This is a genomic window from Pseudonocardia xishanensis, from assembly GCF_039541715.1.
GTDB lineage: Bacteria > Actinomycetota > Actinomycetes > Mycobacteriales > Pseudonocardiaceae > Pseudonocardia > Pseudonocardia xishanensis.
In genome coordinates this window covers 36,410-52,113 of sequence record NZ_BAABGT010000012.1, presented here as the reverse complement: position 1 = coordinate 52,113, position 15,704 = coordinate 36,410, and the positions used below count along the sequence as shown (strand labels likewise).

Sequence of the window (15,704 nt, the reverse complement as noted above, 5' to 3'; positions counted from 1 at the left end):
TCCCCTCCGTCACCTACCCGAGCACGGAGGGGGTCGCCGGAATACCCGTCAGTGATACGCGGCACGCTCCACCGTCGCCTGCAGCGCCGCGATCAGCTCCTTCGCGGTGTCGAGCGACAGCTCCACCGCCAGCCGCGCGCCCGGGCCGCGGTCCGGGGCGAGGAAGTCGATGTTCACGGTGTGCTCGTCCGGGGCGTGGACGGGGTGGTCGTAGTAGACGGTCGCGGTGCGCAGCGGGAACCAGCCCGTGGAGACGGAGCCCGCGGCGTCGACCATCGGCCCCGGCCCCTTCCCGCTGCTGCGCGTGACCTCGATCTTCTCCGTCGAGTAGGTGCACATGGCTACAGGTGCTCCCCGAAGAACGCCTCGACGCGCCCCCAGCCGTCCTTGGCCGCCTCCGGCCGGTACGAGGGCCGGTCGACGGAGAAGAACGCGTGCCCCGCGCCGTCGTAGCGGTGGAACTCGTAGACCTTCCCGTTCTCCTGCAACAACTTCTCCAGCTCGTCGACCTGCGCGGGCGACGGGTAGGAGTCGTCGTTGCCGAACAGGCCGAGGACGGGCGCGGCCACCTCGGGCACCCGGTCGGTCAGCGGGCTCACCTGCAGCGGGAAGCCCTCCGGCGGCGTCCCGACGACGAAGGCGCCGTAGCAGTCCACCGCGGCCTGCACGTCCACCTCGACGCTGCTCAGGAAGGCCTGCCGCCCACCCGAGCAGTAGCCGATCGTGCCCACCCGGCCGTTCGACGTCGGCAGGGCGCGCAGCCAGTCCGCCGCGCCGCGGGCGTCCCCGACGAACCGCTCGTCCGGCACGCCGCCGAGGGCGCGGGCGGTGGCCGCGGCGTCGTCCGGGGCGGCCCCGGGCGCCTCGCGGCTGTAGAGGTTGACGCAGATCGCGTTGTAGCCCAGGACGCCGAACCGGCGCACGACCTCCTTGGACTCCCGGTCGTACCCGGGCATGTGGTGGATCACGATCACCCCGCCCCGCGGCCCGGGGGCCATCGGGCGGGCGGTGTAGGCCTCGATCAGGTCGCCGCCGTGACCGTGGATGTTCACGGTCTCGGCGAGCACGGCGTCGTACGCCATGGTTCCTCCTCGCGTTCGGTGCAGGCCCCTGCTTACTCTTCCCGACCATGACGACCGGCACCGAGACCCTCTGGCACCCGTTCGCGGCGATGGAGGCGGTCAAGCACTCCCAGACCGTGGTCACCCGCGCCGAGGACGTCTGGATCTGGGACTCGACGGGCACGCGCTACCTCGACGCCACCGCGAGCCTCTGGTACGCCAACGCGGGCCACGGCCGTCGGGAGATCGTGGACGCGGTCACCGCTCAGCTGCGGAAGCTGGACGCCTACCACCTGTTCACCGACTTCGCGAACGAGCCCGCGCTCGCCCTGGCGGACGCGCTGGCCGCCCGCGCCCCGATGGCCGCCGCCAAGGTCTTCCTCACCAGCGGCGGCGGCGACTCGATCGACACCGCGGCCAAGATCGCCCGCGCGCACTTCGCCCTCACCGGGCAGCCGGACCGCACGGTGCTGCTGCACCGCGAGCACAGCTACCACGGCACGCACGGCCTGGGGACGTCGCTGGCGGGCATCCCGGGCAACCGGGTGGCGGCGCCGTTCGTGCCGGACGTGGTGCAGACGGCGTGGAACGACGCCGAGCTACTGGAGGAGACGATCCGCGAGGTCGGCCCGGAGCGGGTCGCAGGCTTCTTCTGCGAGCCCGTCATCGGCGCCGGGGGTGTGCTCCCGCCGCCGCCCGGGTACATCGAGGCGGCCGCCGAGGTGTGCGCCCGGCACGGCGTGCTCTTCGTCGTCGACGCCGTGATCTGCGGGTTCGGCAGGCTGGGCGACTGGTTCGGCACGGAGCGCTTCGGGATCACGCCCGACCTGATCACGTTCGCGAAGGGCGTCACGTCCGGCGTGCAGCCCCTCGGCGGGGTCGTGGCGAGCGGGGCGGTCGCGGCGCCCTTCTGGGACACCCCGGGCATGGTGTTCCGACACGGCCAGACCTACTCGGGCCACCCGGCGGCGTGTGCGGCCGGGCTCGCGACCCTCGAGCTGTACGAGCGGGACGGCCTCTTCGCCCGCGCCGACGCCCTCGAAGGCCCCCTGCTGGAGCGGCTCCGGGGGCTGGCCGACCACCCGTTGGTCGTCGAGGCGCGCGGGGGCACCGGGTTCCTCGGCGCGCTGGAGCTGGTGCCGGACCGCCCCGGCCTCACCGGCCAGGTCGCGAACGCCGTCCGCGAGCACGGCGTGATCATCCGCCCGATGGTCTCCGCCCTCGGCTTCTCCCCACCCCTCACCGCGACCGAGGACCACCTCGACCAGCTCGCCGAGGCCGTCCGCAAGGGCCTGGACGACCTGTCGAGATGACCCTCGGTGCGGATCGGACCATGATCGAACAGCACTGAGGGTCATCTCGGCGTTCCGTTTCGTCGGTGCCGGATGCGAACATATGTTCGTGTCCCGGATCTCGTCGCGAGCCGAGGCGAGCATCCTGCATGCCGACCTCGACTCCTTCTACGCGTCGGTCGAGCAGCGGGACGCGCCCCGGCTGCGCGGCAGGCCGGTCATCGTCGGCGGCGGCGTGGTGCTCGCGGCCAGCTACGAGGCGAAGGCCTACGGCGTGCGCACGGCGATGGGCGGGCGGCAGGCGAGAGCCCTGTGCCCGCGCGCGATCGTGGTCCCGCCGCGGTTCGCGGCGTACAGCCAGGCCAGCAAGGACGTGTTCGCGGTCTTCCGGGACACCACGCCGGTCGTCGAAGGACTCTCGATCGACGAGGCGTTCCTGGACGTCGGTGGGCTGTGGCGGATCGCGGGCTCGCCCACCGCGGTGGCGCAGCGGCTGCGCGAGCGGGTCGCGGCGGACGTGGGGCTGCCCATCACCGTGGGCGTGGCCTGCACGAAGTTCCTGGCCAAGGTGGCGTCGGCCGTCGCCAAGCCGGACGGGTTGCTCGAGGTCCCGCCCGGCGGCGAGCTCGCGTTCCTGCACCCGCTGCCCGTCGAGCGGCTGTGGGGGGTCGGGAAGGTCACCGCGGCGAAGCTGCACGCGCTGGGGATCCGCACGGTCGGCGAGGTCGCGGACCTGGGCGAGCCCACCCTCGTCTCGCTGCTGGGCCGGGCGAGCGGCAGGCACCTGCACGCGTTGGCGCACAACCACGACCCCCGGGTGGTCGACACCGGGCGCCGACGACGCTCGATCGGCTCCCAGCGCGCGCTGGGGCGGCGCAGGCGCAGCCCGGAGGAGATGGACGCGATCCTCGCCGGGATCGTCGACCGTCTGGGCAAGCGGCTGCGCGGCGCGGACCGGGCGTGCCGGACCGTGGTGCTGCGGCTGCGGTTCGGCGACTACACCCGCGCCACCCGCTCGCACACGCTCGCGCGTGCCACCGACCACACGCCGACGCTGCTCGCGGCCGCGCGCAGGCTGCTGGCGGCGGACCTGTCGATGGTGCTGGACCGGGGCCTGACGCTGCTCGGGATCTCGCTCACGAACCTGGACGAGGGGGACGCGATGCAGCTCGCGCTCCCGTTCGACCGCACGGACGGGCCCGAGCTGGACCGCACGCTGGACGCGCTGCGCACCCGCTTCGGCTCGGAGTCGGTGACCCGCGCGGCCCGGCTCGGCCGTGACCAGGGGCTGGAGGTGCCGATCCTGCCGGACGGCTGAGCGGACCCGGACAAGGATCTGCCGGTATCGGCGAGGGGGCTCCCCAGTCCCCGCCGATACCGGCACCCGGTTCAACGAGCGGGACGGCGAGGGGTCACCCGTCGAGTTCGTGACGGCGGGGTGAACTCCTCAGGTCGCGTTCGTCCGACCGGACCACGTCGGCTCGACCTCGGCCCAGCCCCGGGCCCAGGCCTCGGCGTTCCGGCCGGCGGCGACCCGGCGCACGACCCGCCACACCACGAGCAACAGGGCCGCGCCGAGCAGGGCGATCCCGATCCCCACCACCGCGCCGACCAGCGGAGCCGAGCGCGGTGACACCGGGGCCCGCACGGCCGCTCCGGCGCGGTCGACCCACAGCGGGACCACGGACCCGGGCGCCGCCGAGACCGGCGTGGTCACCTCGCCCGTGCGGGGCGTGCCGTCCGGAGCGGTCCAGTCCGCCAGCACACGCCTGCCCCCGGGCCCGGACGGGGCGGCGGGCACCGTCGGCCCGACGACCCGGGTGATGGTGGCGGTCACCCGCACGCGGTCCACCGACTGTGCGCTCGCCCGCGCGGTCACCGACCCGTGCGCCATGACGCCGAGGAGTGCCGCCACGACCAGCACGACGACGCCGAGCGCGCAGAGCAGGACGGCCACCGCGTCCTCGACGCGGTCCGTGCGACGACGCGGGAACGGGGATGCGGCGGCCACGACCGAGGACTCGCCCGGGACCGGCTCGGGGTTACCCCCTTCTTTGAGGCGCCTGCATCACCTAGCGTGGGGCCTCAGCCGAGCACGCGGAGGTGCACAGTGGCGTGGGACTTCTCCACCGAACCCGAGTTCGAGAAGAAGCTGGCCTGGATGCGGGAGTTCGTCCGTGACGAGATCCTCCCGCTCGAGACCCTGGACCTGAGCCGCGAGCAGTACGCGCGGATCACCGCTCCGCTCAAGGAGAAGGTCAAGGAACAGGGCCTGTGGGCCGCGCACCTGCCGCCGGAGCTCGGCGGCGGCGGGTTCGGCCAGGTCAAGCTGGGCCTGATGCACGAGATCCTGGGCCAGTGCCGGTTCGCCCCGGGCATCTTCGGCAACCAGGCGCCGGACTCCGGCAACGCCGAGCTGCTGGCCATCGGCGGCTCGCCGGAGCAGAAGGAGCAGTGGATGTTCCCGCTGCTGCGCGGGGAGCTGAAGTCCTGCTTCTCCATGACCGAGCCCGGCGCGGGCGCGGACCCGACGCTGCTCACCACGAGCGCGGTGCTCGACGGGGACGAGTACGTGATCAACGGGCACAAGTGGTTCTCGTCGAACGCGTCGGCCGCGGACTTCCTGATCGTCATGGCGGTCACCGACCCGGACGTCTCGCCGTACCAGGGCTCGTCGATGATCATCGTGCCGGTGGACACCCCCGGGGTGAACGTCCTGCGGGACATCCCGGTCATGGACCACTCCACGGTGACCCCGCAGCTCGAGGGCGGGCACGCCGAGGTCCTGTACGAGAACGTCCGCGTCCCGAAGGCGAACCTGGTCGGCAACCCCGGGGACGGCTTCGCGCTGGCCCAGCAGCGACTGGGCCCGGGTCGCATCCACCACGCGATGCGCTGGCTGGGGCAGTCGAAGCGGGCCTTCGACATGCTCTGCGAGCGCGCGGTGTCCCGGCACACGCACGGGTCGGTGCTCGCGGACAAGCAGATGATCCAGGACTGGGTCGCGCTCTCCGCCGCGGAGATGCAGGCCGCCCGGCTGCTCACCCTGCAGGCCGCATGGACGATGGACCAGGTCGGCGCATCCAACGCCCGGCTGGAGATCGGGATGATCAAGTACTGGGGCGCGAAGGTGCTCCACGACGTGATCGACCGGGCCATCCAGATCCACGGCTCGCTGGGCTTCTCCGGCGACCTGCCGCTGGAGCAGATGTACCGCTCCGCCCGCGCCGCCCGGATCTACGACGGCCCGGACGAGGTCCACAAGGCGACTGTCGCCAAGCGCATCCTGCGGGGCTACGAGCCGCGCGAGGTGCCGACCGAGCACGTCCCGACCCGTGAGGCCGCGGCCCGGCGGAAGTTCGCGCAGTACCTGGAGCTCGCCACCGCCAACGACTGACGGTGTGCGGTGAGTGGTGCCGTCGCACCGCTCACCGCACACGAGGTCGGAGGAGCGCCAGGACCTCCTCCGTGGTGCCCGTCTCGCCGAGGCGCGGGAAGATCCGCTCCACGGCGTGGCGGTGCATCTCGTCGTCGCGATCGGCCATCGCGTCGGTCACCGTCGTGACGTGGTAGCCGTGCTCGTGCGCGGCGCGGGCGGTGGACTCCACCCCCGCGCTCGTCGCGATGCCGGTCAGCACGATCTGGGTGACGCCCCGCCTGCGCAGCTGGACGTCCAGGTCGGTGCCGTGGAAGGCACCCCAGTTCCGCTTGGTCACCACGATGTCCCCGGGGTCACCGGCGAGCTGGGGGACGATGTCGTCCCACCCTGCGGGCGGGGTGCCCGTGCGGCTCGGCCGCTCGGTGCGGCCGGGGGCGGCGTCGGTCCCGTCCGGGCGCAGGCTGACCCGCACCAGCACGACGGGCCGGAACGCGGCACGGAAGGCCTCGGCCAGCCGGACGGTGCGGGCCACGACCTCCGACGGGGCGTGCGGACGGGTGGGAATGCCGACGATGCCGTTCTGCAGGTCGATCGCGACGAGCGCGGCGGTCCGGTCGAGGGCGGTCAGTGCCATGGTCAGTCCTTTCCGGCGACCGACCGCAGCGAGCGGTCGGCGAGGGTGACGGCGAGGAAGACCACCGCCACGACGAGCAGGAACAGGGCGAGGTGGTGCAGCCCCGGGGTGTCCGCGCGGTCGGCGAGGAACACGCCGTTGCCCACGGACGCGACGATGGCCCCGAGGTAGCCGAAGGTCCGCAGCAGACCCGCCGACGCGCCGATCCGCCCGGGGTCGGCCTGGTGGTAGAGCGCGTTCTGGTTGGCCAGGCTGACGACCCCCTGCGGGATCCCGATCACGATCGCCAGCCCCACGACCATCCAGAGCGGGGTCCCGGCACCGAACGCGAGCAGCGCGGCACAGGCCACGACCTGCGCCAGCGCCCCGACGACCAGCTTCCCCCGCACCGCGGCCCGGCGACCGGTGAGCGCCGACACCGCGACCGCCGTCACCGACATCGGCAGCAGCATCAGCCCCGCCACCGACGCCGACAGCCCCCGTCCCTCCTCCAGCCATTGCGTGTAGCCGTAGAGGAACGCGTAGGAGACGACGTAGGTGAGCAGCGTGCGGCCGTAGGTCGCCGGCAGCGGCCGGTTCCCGCCGAACACCCGCAGGTCGAGGAACGGATCGGCGGCGGTCAGCTCGCGGCGCGCGAAACCGGCCCCCGCCGCGACGGCCACCGGCAGCAGCCACCACCTGGCGGGCTCCATCAGGAACAGCAGCAGCGCCACCAGCGTCACCGCGAACAGCGCGATGCCCGCGTGGTCCAAGCTCGGCACCGGCCCCGTCCGCGGAGTGCGCGGCAGCCGCCGGGCCCCGAGACCGAAGGCGACGGCGGCGAGCGGCACGTTCACCGCGAACACCCCCCGCCAGCCGCCCAGGCCGATCAGCAGCCCGCCGAGGGTGGGACCGACGACCGAGATGGTCTGGGTCGCGACCGACAGCAGGGTGAGGATGCCTGCCGGGCTGTTCGCCCCCGTCCGGGTCGCCTCGGCGCGGATCAGGTACATCGCCGCCGGGTAGCCCGCGCACGTCCCGAACCCCAGCAGCACGCGGGCGAGCACCAGCACCCAGAGCTGCGGGGACAGCGCGCCGAGCACCCCCGCGGCCCCGACGAGCGCGGTGCCGGTCAGGAACAGCCGCCGCGGCCCGAAGGTGTCCACCAGCCGCCCGACGACGGGCTGCCCGATCGCCGTGGCCAGGTACAGCCCGGACACCAGCCAGGCCGTCTCCGCGGGCGGCGCGCCGAAGGCGATCCCGATGGGCACCAGTGCCACCGCGACCATCGACGAGTTGATCGGGTTGAGCACCGCGCCGAGGATCATCGGCGGGACGAGCCTGCGGTCGAAGGCGGTGTCCGGGGAGGCCGCCGTCACCGTTCCACCAGGCGTTCCAGTAGTGCGGCGGCCTCGATCAGGGTCTGCCGCTCGGCCTCGGTGAAGTCCTCGTGCAGCTGCCGGGCCATCCACTCGCGCCGCGCCTCCCGGTCCCCCGCCGCGCGTTCGCGACCCGCCGCGGACAGCGTGATCAGCTGTCGGCGGCCGTCCTCCGGGTCGGGGCGGCGCTCGATCAGTCCCTGCGCCTCCAGTGCGGCGAGGATCGTGGCCATCGACTGGGGCCGGATGCCCTCCGCCGCCGCGAGGACGCTCGCCGACGAGTCGCCGTCCTTCGCGAGGCGGGTGAACACCGCGGTCTGCGACGGGCTGAGCCCGCCCCCGGTGTCCACCTTCCGCAGCCGCCGCCGCAGCCTGCCGACCACGGTCCGGATCTCCTGCGACGCGCGCAGGGCCGAGGGGGCGATGTCGTCCATGCCCCGATTATAGCCAGTCTCAACTGAACAGTATCGACTGATGAGTCACGTGCAGTGGGGCGGGCGGGCCACGACGGGTGCCGGGTCACACCCAGGCGTCGACCTCCGCGCGCCAGCGGGCCCGGTCCGCCTCGGGCACGAAGCAGGCGTCGAAGGAGTTGCGGGCGAGCAGGGCCAGCCGGTCCCGGTCGAGCCCGAGCGCGGTGTAGTTGGCGTCGACGTACCCGCCGAAGTACGCCGGGTCGTCGCTGTTCACGGTCACGACCAGGCCCTCGTCGAGCATCAGCGGCAACGGATGGTCGGCGATGGCGTCCACCGCCCGCAGGAACACGTTCGACAGCGGGCAGACGGTGAGCGGGATCCGCTCCTCCCGCAGCCGGGCGACGAGCGCGGGGTCCTCCAGCGCGCGGATCCCGTGGTCCACGCGCTCGACGTGCAGCAGATCGAGGGCCTCGACCACGTAGTCCGGCCCGCCCTCCTCCCCCGCGTGCGCGACCCGGTGCAGCCCCTCGGCGGCCGCCATCGCGTAGACCTCGGTGAACAGCGACGGCGGGTAGCCCACCTCCGTCGAGTCCAGGCCGACGCCGATGAAGTGCTCGCGGAACGGCAGCGCGGCGCGCAGGAGCTCCTCCGCCGCCTCCGGGCCCAGGTCGCGCAGGAAGCACAGGATCATCGCCGCGGACACCCCGTGGGTCTCCTCAGCGGCCTCGAAGGCACTGCTCAGGCCCCGGATGACGGCCTCGATCGGCACACCGTGGTTCACGTGGGTCTGCGGGTCGAAGAACACCTCGGCCCGCCGGATGCCCGTCCGGCGCGCGTGGTCGAGGTAGCCGGTCGCCAGCTCATGGAAGTCCTCCTCGGTGCGCAGCACGGCGAGGTTGGCGTAGTGCACGTCGAGGAAGGACTGCAGGTCGGTGAAGTGCTCGTACCGCTCGCGCAGCACCGCGGGGTCCCGCGAGGGCAGCGGCAGGCCGTGCCGGTCGGCGAGCCGGACGAGGAGCTCGGCCTCGATCGTGCCCTCGATGTGCAGGTGCAGCTCGGCGGTGGGCGGGGTGGGAGCGGTCATGGGGCGAGCCTGCCGTCAGAAGCGTCGGTTGGCGAGGACCGGGATCGCGGCGCGAGCCTTGTCCACCGACTCGAGGTCGAGGTCGTGGACGAGCAGGTCGGGCTTCTCGTCCAGCTGGGCCTCCACCACGCCGAAGGGGCTCGCGACGAGGCTGGCGCCGATCCCCGTCGGCGCCGTGCTCCGCTTACCCACCCCGTCGGCTCCGCCTCCTGCCGTCCCCCAGCGCTTACTCACCCCGTCGGCTCCGCCTCCTGCCGTCCCCCAGCGCTTACCCACCCCGTCGGCTCCGCCTCCTGCCGTCCCCCAGCGCTTACCCACCCCGTCGGCTCCGCCTCCTGCCGTCCCCCAGCGCTTACCCACCCCGTCGGCTCCGCCTCCCGCCGTCCCCCGGGCGCGCCCGACGGTCTCCGGGTCACCCTGGTCGCACGCCGCCACGATGCAGGTCGAGTCCAGGGCCCGCGCACGCACCAGCAGGTCCCACTGCTCGCGCTTGCCCGGCCCCGCGCCCCAGGACGCGGGCATGAGCACGACCCGCGCCTCGGCGTCCCCGAGCTTCTGGAACAGGCCGGGGAAACGGACGTCGTAGCAGGTGGCGAGCCCGACGACGACGTCGTCCACGGTGATCGTCACGGGGACGGTGCCCGGGGCGACGGTCGCGGACTCGGCGAACCCGAACGCGTCGAACAGGTGCACCTTGTCGTAGTGGGCCTCGACCCCGCCGCCGGTGGCGAGCAGGGTGTTGCGAACCCGCCCGTCCGGGTCGGGGGTGAACATGCCGGCGACCACGGTGACGCCTGCCTCCGCGGCGATCTCCCGCACCCGATTCGCCCACGGCCCGTCGAGCGGCTCGGCGGGGAGCCGCACCCCGAAGCAGCACATCGTGGCCTCGGGGAACACCACGACGCGTGCTCCTGCGGCGGCCGCGCGCGCCGTCTCGGCGGCGACGGTCTCCAGGTTCTCCGCGGGCGACGGTGTCGAGACGATCTGGGCCAGGGCGATCCGCACCGGGCTCCTCCTCACGAGTGGGGGTACGAGTGTTGTATATCTGTCGTATGCCGCTTTCGGGCCGGGACAAGGCCCTGCACCACCTGCGCGAGACCGTGCTCGCCGATCCGGAGATCGGCGGCACCTTCCTCAACGAGGTCGAGCTCGCCTCGCAGATCGGGGTCTCCCGCACCCCGGTCCGCGAGGCGCTGCTGCTCCTCGTGGCGGACGGGCTGATCGAGATGATCCCCGGCCGCGGCGCCTACGTGCCACCGCTGACCGGGCGCCAGATCCGCGAGCTGATGGAGCTGCGCGGGGTGCTCGAGCGGCACTGTGCCTCCCGCGCGCTGGCCGAGGGCACGCTCCCCTTCTCCACCCTGCGCAGGCTGCTCGCCGAGCAGGACGAGCTGGCCGAGGAGGGCGCCGACGCCACCGCGTTCATCGACCGGGACATGGTCTTCCACCAGGCCCTGGTCGACGCGGGCGGCAACGCGATGCTCTCCCGCACCTACGCAGGCCTCCGGGTCCGCCAGCGCAGGCTCGGCGTGGCCGCCGTGACCGGCAGCGCGCGCAGGCAGCGGGCCGTCTGCGCCGAGCACGAGCGGATCGTGACCGCACTGGCCGAGGGGGACGAGGCCGCGGCACTGGCCGCGATCGACGACCACCTCGCCCTCACGCTGCGGGTACTGCTCGAGGCTTGAGGTACGCCTCGTCCTCGGCGTGGTCGGGGTTGCGCCCGATCGCCAGGCCGACCAGTGTGAGCGCGCACGCGACCAGTACGTACACCGCGACCGCGACCCAGCCGAAGCCGCCGTTGAGCGCGGTGAAGGCCAGCGGCGCCACGGCCCCGCCGAACACGCCTGCGATCGTGTAGGCCAGCGAGCTGCCGGTGTAGCGCAGCCGGGGCGAGAACTGCTCGGTGACGAACGCCGCCTGCGGCCCGTACATGAACGAGTGGCACAGCAGCCCCACCACCACGCCGAACACCAGCAGGGCGAGCGACCCGCCGCCGATCATCGCGAAGAACACGAACGGCCAGATCCCGGCCGCGACCGCCGCGACCGCGTACACGAGCCGCCGGTTGACCCGGTCGGTCAGCGCTCCGGCCAGCGGGATGCAGAACAGCTGCAGGGCCGCCCCGACGAGCGTCGCGGTGAGCACCTGGCCGCGGCTGTAGCCGTGGGTGGTGCCGTAGGAGAGGACGAAGACGGTGAACAGCGCGTACAGCACGTCCGGCCCGATCCGGCTCAGCACGGCCGACAGGAGCCCGCGCCACTCGTCCCGGAAGACCTCGGTCACCGGCGCGGAAGGCCGGTCGCCGGACTCCTGGATGGCCTTGAAGACGGGGGTGTCCTCCAGCTTGAGCCGGATCCACAGCCCGAACCCGACGAGCACCGCGGACAGCAGGAACGCCACCCGCCAGCCCCAGGACAGGAAGGCCTCCTCCGTCAGCGCCGCGGTGAGCACGGCCAGCACGCCGTTGGACATCAGGTTGCCCGCGGGCGGGCCCACCTGGGCCGCCGAGGACCAGAACCCGCGCTTGCGGGGGTTGCCGAACTCGCTGGACAGCAGCACCGCGCCGCCCCACTCGCCGCCGACGCCGACGCCCTGGGCGAACCGCAGCAGCACCAGGATGATCGGGGCGGCCACGCCGATGGACGCGTAGCTGGGCAGCACGCCGATCAGGAACGTGGCCACCCCGATCAGCAGCAGCGTGATGACCAGGACCTCCTTGCGGCCGATCCGGTCGCCGAGCCTGCCGAACACGATCCCGCCCAGCGGCCGCGAGACGTACCCGACGGCGTAGGTCGAGAAGGCCAGCAGGGTCCCGGTCAGCGGGTCCGAGCCGGGGAAGAACAGCTGCGGGAAGACGAGGGCGGCGGCCGCCGAGTAGACGGCGAAGTCGTACCACTCCAGCGAGGTGCCGGACAGGCTGGCGGCGAACGCCTTGACCAGCGACTTCCGGTCGACGGGGGGTGAGGTCGTCATGAGAGGGACTCCTGGGCAGGGCGGTTAGTGCTCTCTGGACGAACTACATACTTGCTGTATACACTCGGCATGCGCAACCCCGGCTCGACGAGTTCATCAGGAGGAAACGTGCTCACGTTCGCTCTGCCCGACGGCGAGACCCGCACCGTCGCCGTCCACCGCGTGTTCAACGCGGGGTACGCCGGCCGCGCGCAGGAGGAGGTGGCCGCGCACGTGGCGGAGCTGGCCGAGCTCGGCGTTCCCGCGCCGGAGGTCACCCCCGCCCTGTACCCGGTTTCGCCCTATCTGGCACAACAGGCCGACACGGTGCCCGCGCAGCACGGCCACACCTCGGGCGAGGCGGAGTGGGCGCTGGTGATCGGCGAGGACGTGACCGATCCCCTGCTGACCGTCGCCTGCGACCACACCGACCGGGACCTCGAGGTACACGGTGTGGCCTGGAGCAAGAACGCGAGCCCGGACGTGCTGGGCACCCGCGCCTGGCGGTTGCGCGAGATCGCCGACCTGGACGCGATCGCGCTGCGCGCCTGGGTCCGCCACGGCGACACCGAGCAGCTCGTCCAGGACGCGAAGCTCGGCGCCCTGCTCGCCCCCGACTACTGGCTGGACGTGCTGCGCGAACGCGGCTGGCTGACCCCCGGCACGGTGCTGCTCTCCGGCACCGTCGCCATGCTGCCGGGCGTGGACCAGTTCGCGGACGGCTGGCGCGTGGAGCTCACCGACCCCGCCACCGGGGGCACCCTGGAGCTGGCCTACGCGGTCGACCGGCTCCCCGACCCCATCGGCTGATGCGCTCCGAGCACGAGTTCTTCGCGGTCGCCGACCTCGCCTGGACGCCGGCGGGCGAGGGCGTCGAGGAACGGGTGCTGAGCCGGGGCGAGGGCGCGGTCCTCACCCGGGTCACCCGCTGGCGCCCCGGCCTCGACACCAGCCTCGCCGGGGTGATCCGGCACGACTTCCACGAGGAGGTCTACCTGCTGGAGGGCTCCCTCATCGACCTCACCCTGGGCCGCACCTTCGGCCCGGGCCACTACGCCTCCCGCAGGCCGGGCATGCCCCATGGGCCCTACCGCACGGACGAGGGCTGCACGATGCTCGAGGTCCGCACCTGAGTCGCACCCGTCCTCACCGGCCGGGGGCGGCGCCGAGCATGCGGGCGGCGAGGTCCGCGTAGAGGTCCGCGAGGGCCTCGGGGGTCCAGCGGCCGCCCGGGGTGTACCAGCGCGCCACGTCGATGCCCAGGGAGAGGACCGCGGCGGCCGCACCCCGCACGTCGGGCACGGTGAGGGCGCCCGCCGCGACGCCGCGCTCCACCAGGTCCCGGACCACCCGCTCGGTCTCCCGACGCAGCGCGCCCACCTCGGCGCGGTGCTCGGGTGTCAGGGCGCCCTGCTCGTACTGCACCACCCGCGCGATCGTGCGGTGCTCGGCGTGCCAGATCGTGAAGGCTCTGACCAGCACGTCCAGCGACTCCGCGGCCGCCTCGCGGACGAGTGCGAGGGCCAGGGCGTGCCCGCGCCGGGACAGCGCGAACAGCACCTCCTCCTTGGACGCGAAGTGCACGTACAGCGCCGCGGTGCTCAGCCCGGAGCCCTGGGCGATGTGCTTGAGCGACGTCCCGTGGAAGCCGCGTTCGGCGAAGGACTCCAGCGCGGCGCCCACGATCGCGCGCGGCGTCGCCGCAGGCCACTCCGCCCAGAGGTCGAGCCCCGCGAGGATCGCCTTGACCCGGTCGTCCATGACCCGCATCATAGTTACTGATCGATCAGTAACCAAGGAGTCCTCGATGCCGCCCTCCGAGCGCGACCTGATCCTCTCCCGCCGGGACCTGGAGTTCCTGCTCCACGACTGGCTCCGCGTGGAGGAGCTGACCAGCCGGGAGCGGTTCGCCGAACACTCCCGCGAGACGTTCGACGCCGTGCTGGAGCTGGCCGCGGACATCGCGACCGAGCGGTTCGCCCCGCACAACAAGCGCAACGACGCCGAGGAACCGCGGTTCGTCAGCACCGGCGGGGTCGGCCGCGCGGTGCTGCACGACGAGGTCGCCCCCGCCCTGCGGGCCGCGGCGGACGCGGGTCTGCTGGCCGCGACGATGGACGAGTCGGTGGGCGGGCTGCAGCTGCCGCACGTCGTCGGGACAGCGGTGCAGGCCTGGTTCCACGCCGCGAACGTGGGCACCTGGGCCTACTCGATGCTGACCGTCGCGAACGCGAACCTGCTGCTCGCGCACGGCACACCGGAGCAGGTCGCGCGGTGGGTGCCGGACATGCTGGCCGGGCGCGTGCACGGGACGATGTGTCTGTCCGAGCCGCAGGCGGGCTCGTCGCTGGCGGACATCACCACCCGCGCGGAACCGCAGCCGGACGGCTCGTACCGGCTCACCGGGACGAAGATGTGGATCTCCGGCGGGGACCACGAGCTGGGCGAGAACATCGTCCATCTGGTGCTGGCGAAGGTGCCCGGCGGCCCGGCCGGGGTGAAGGGGATCTCGCTGTTCCTGGTGCCCAAGATCCTCGACGGCGAGCGCAACGGCGTGGTGCTCGCCGGGCTCAACCACAAGATGGGCTACCGCGGCACGGTGAACACGGTGCTGAGCTTCGAGGGCGCCCGCGGCGAGCTGGTCGGCGCCGAGGGCCGGGGCCTGGCCGCGATGTTCCACATGATGAACGAGGCGCGGGTCGGCGTCGGGGCGGGCGCCGCGGCCCTGGCCTACACCGGCTATCTCAAGGCGCTGGACTACGCCAGGACCCGCCCGCAGGGCCGTCCCGCCGGGGCGAAGGACCCGTCCACGCCGATGGTGCCGATCATCCGTCACGCGGACGTCCGACGGATGCTGCTGGCGCAGAAGGCGTACGCCGAGGGAGCGCTCGCCCTGGTGCTGTACTGCGGCAGGCTGGTCGACGAGGAGGAGCACGCGCTGCTGGACGTGCTCACCCCCATCGCGAAGAGCTGGCCCTCCCAGTGGGGTCTCGAGGCGAACGCGCTGGCGATCCAGGTCCACGGCGGGTACGGCTACACCCGCGAGTACGACGTCGAGCAGCACTACCGGGACAACCGGCTCAACCCGATCCACGAGGGCACGCACGGCATCCAGGGGCAGGACCTGTTGGGGCGCAAGGTGCGCACTCCCGGGTTCGCGGCCCTGCGGACCCGGATCGAGGAGACCGTGGCCCGGGCGGGCGAGCGCCCCGAGGCGAAGCAGCTCCAGCAGTCCCTCGACCGGCTGGTCGAGGTCACCGAGACCCTGCACGCGCACCCGGACGCCGAGGAGCGGCTGGCCAACGCGAGCGTGTACCTGGAGGCCGCGGGGCACATCGTGGTCGCGTGGCTGTGGCTCGACCAGGTGCTCGCCCTGGCGGGCCGGGAGGACGACCTGGCGCACGGCAAGCGCGCCGCCGCCCGCTACTTCTTCCGTGTCGAGCTGCCGAAGGTGGACCCCCAGCTCGACCTGCTCGCCTCGCTGGACACGACCTCCCTGGACACCGACCCGGCCTGGTTCTGACGGGC

Annotated in this window: 16 protein-coding genes and 1 pseudogene; 7 read left to right on the top strand and 10 right to left on the bottom strand. The window is 73.1% G+C overall.

Annotated features, from left to right (window positions below):
- Positions 1-48 precede the first annotated feature (48 nt).
- A complete protein-coding gene (locus ABD993_RS02980; RefSeq protein WP_345412391.1) occupies positions 49-339 on the bottom strand; it encodes a DUF6295 family protein in 291 nt (96 codons plus the stop codon).
- Between the two features lie 2 nt (positions 340-341).
- Positions 342-1,082: a dienelactone hydrolase family protein gene (locus ABD993_RS02975; RefSeq protein ID WP_345412389.1), complete on the bottom strand. Its 741-nt coding sequence runs from the start codon at positions 1,080-1,082 to the stop codon at positions 342-344.
- Between the two features lie 47 nt (positions 1,083-1,129).
- Here ABD993_RS02975 and ABD993_RS02970 point away from each other — a divergent pair, with 47 nt between their 5' ends.
- Entirely contained in the window at positions 1,130-2,374 is a 1,245-nt protein-coding gene (locus ABD993_RS02970) for an aminotransferase family protein (protein WP_345412387.1), read from the top strand.
- A gap of 82 nt (positions 2,375-2,456) precedes the next feature.
- Positions 2,457-3,671, top strand: coding sequence for a DNA polymerase IV (gene dinB, locus ABD993_RS02965; protein ID WP_345412385.1), 1,215 nt, complete (start codon positions 2,457-2,459; stop codon positions 3,669-3,671).
- 129 nt (positions 3,672-3,800) lie between these two features.
- Here the strand turns inward: dinB and ABD993_RS02960 are convergent, their stop codons facing one another.
- Positions 3,801-4,364 (bottom strand): Rv1733c family protein, encoded by a 564-nt coding sequence (locus ABD993_RS02960; protein WP_345412383.1) that lies wholly within the window; start codon positions 4,362-4,364, stop codon positions 3,801-3,803.
- A gap of 99 nt (positions 4,365-4,463) precedes the next feature.
- Between ABD993_RS02960 and ABD993_RS02955 the strand changes: the two genes are divergently transcribed.
- Positions 4,464-5,750 (top strand): acyl-CoA dehydrogenase family protein, encoded by a 1,287-nt coding sequence (locus ABD993_RS02955; protein WP_345412381.1) that lies wholly within the window; start codon positions 4,464-4,466, stop codon positions 5,748-5,750.
- Positions 5,751-5,781: 31 nt separating this feature from the next.
- Here the strand turns inward: ABD993_RS02955 and ABD993_RS02950 are convergent, their stop codons facing one another.
- The 5 genes and pseudogenes from ABD993_RS02950 to ABD993_RS02930 form a co-directional block, all read right to left on the bottom strand.
- Entirely contained in the window at positions 5,782-6,366 is a 585-nt protein-coding gene (locus ABD993_RS02950) for an isochorismatase family protein (protein ID WP_345412379.1), read from the bottom strand.
- A gap of 2 nt (positions 6,367-6,368) precedes the next feature.
- Positions 6,369-7,673 carry an MFS transporter gene (locus ABD993_RS02945; RefSeq protein ID WP_345412808.1) on the bottom strand — a complete coding sequence of 435 codons (1,305 nt, stop codon included), beginning with the start codon at positions 7,671-7,673 and terminating at the stop codon, positions 6,369-6,371.
- 47 nt (positions 7,674-7,720) lie between these two features.
- Positions 7,721-8,158: a MarR family winged helix-turn-helix transcriptional regulator gene (locus ABD993_RS02940; protein ID WP_345412377.1), complete on the bottom strand. Its 438-nt coding sequence runs from the start codon at positions 8,156-8,158 to the stop codon at positions 7,721-7,723.
- Positions 8,159-8,243: 85 nt separating this feature from the next.
- A complete protein-coding gene (locus ABD993_RS02935) occupies positions 8,244-9,224 on the bottom strand; it encodes an adenosine deaminase (RefSeq protein WP_345412375.1) in 981 nt (326 codons plus the stop codon).
- 369 nt (positions 9,225-9,593) lie between these two features.
- Positions 9,594-10,229, bottom strand: a pseudogene (locus tag ABD993_RS02930) (nitrilase-related carbon-nitrogen hydrolase); the annotation flags it as partial.
- Positions 10,230-10,276: 47 nt separating this feature from the next.
- On the opposite strand from ABD993_RS02930, the gene ABD993_RS02925 reads away from it, so the two are divergent.
- Entirely contained in the window at positions 10,277-10,909 is a 633-nt protein-coding gene (locus ABD993_RS02925) for a GntR family transcriptional regulator (RefSeq protein ID WP_345412373.1), read from the top strand.
- Here ABD993_RS02925 and ABD993_RS02920 read toward each other — a convergent pair.
- On the bottom strand, positions 10,881-12,197 hold the full coding sequence (locus ABD993_RS02920; protein ID WP_345412371.1) for an MFS transporter: 1,317 nt from the start codon (positions 12,195-12,197) through the stop codon (positions 10,881-10,883). The genes ABD993_RS02925 and ABD993_RS02920 overlap by 29 nt on opposite strands.
- Positions 12,198-12,305: 108 nt before the next feature.
- On the opposite strand from ABD993_RS02920, the gene ABD993_RS02915 reads away from it, so the two are divergent.
- Both ABD993_RS02915 and ABD993_RS02910 read left to right on the top strand, forming a co-directional pair.
- The gene (locus tag ABD993_RS02915) at positions 12,306-12,986 is read left to right on the top strand and encodes a DUF2848 domain-containing protein (protein WP_345412369.1); all 681 of its coding nucleotides are present in this window, start codon (positions 12,306-12,308) and stop codon (positions 12,984-12,986) included.
- Positions 12,986-13,309 (top strand): cupin domain-containing protein, encoded by a 324-nt coding sequence (locus ABD993_RS02910; RefSeq protein ID WP_345412368.1) that lies wholly within the window; start codon positions 12,986-12,988, stop codon positions 13,307-13,309. The genes ABD993_RS02915 and ABD993_RS02910 overlap by 1 nt, the downstream gene beginning before the upstream one ends.
- A gap of 13 nt (positions 13,310-13,322) precedes the next feature.
- Here ABD993_RS02910 and ABD993_RS02905 read toward each other — a convergent pair whose 3' ends face one another.
- The gene (locus ABD993_RS02905; protein WP_345412366.1) at positions 13,323-13,937 is read right to left on the bottom strand and encodes a TetR/AcrR family transcriptional regulator; all 615 of its coding nucleotides are present in this window, start codon (positions 13,935-13,937) and stop codon (positions 13,323-13,325) included.
- Between the two features lie 46 nt (positions 13,938-13,983).
- Between ABD993_RS02905 and ABD993_RS02900 the strand changes: the two genes are divergently transcribed.
- Positions 13,984-15,699: an acyl-CoA dehydrogenase gene (locus ABD993_RS02900; protein WP_345412364.1), complete on the top strand. Its 1,716-nt coding sequence runs from the start codon at positions 13,984-13,986 to the stop codon at positions 15,697-15,699.
- Positions 15,700-15,704: the final 5 nt, after the last annotated feature.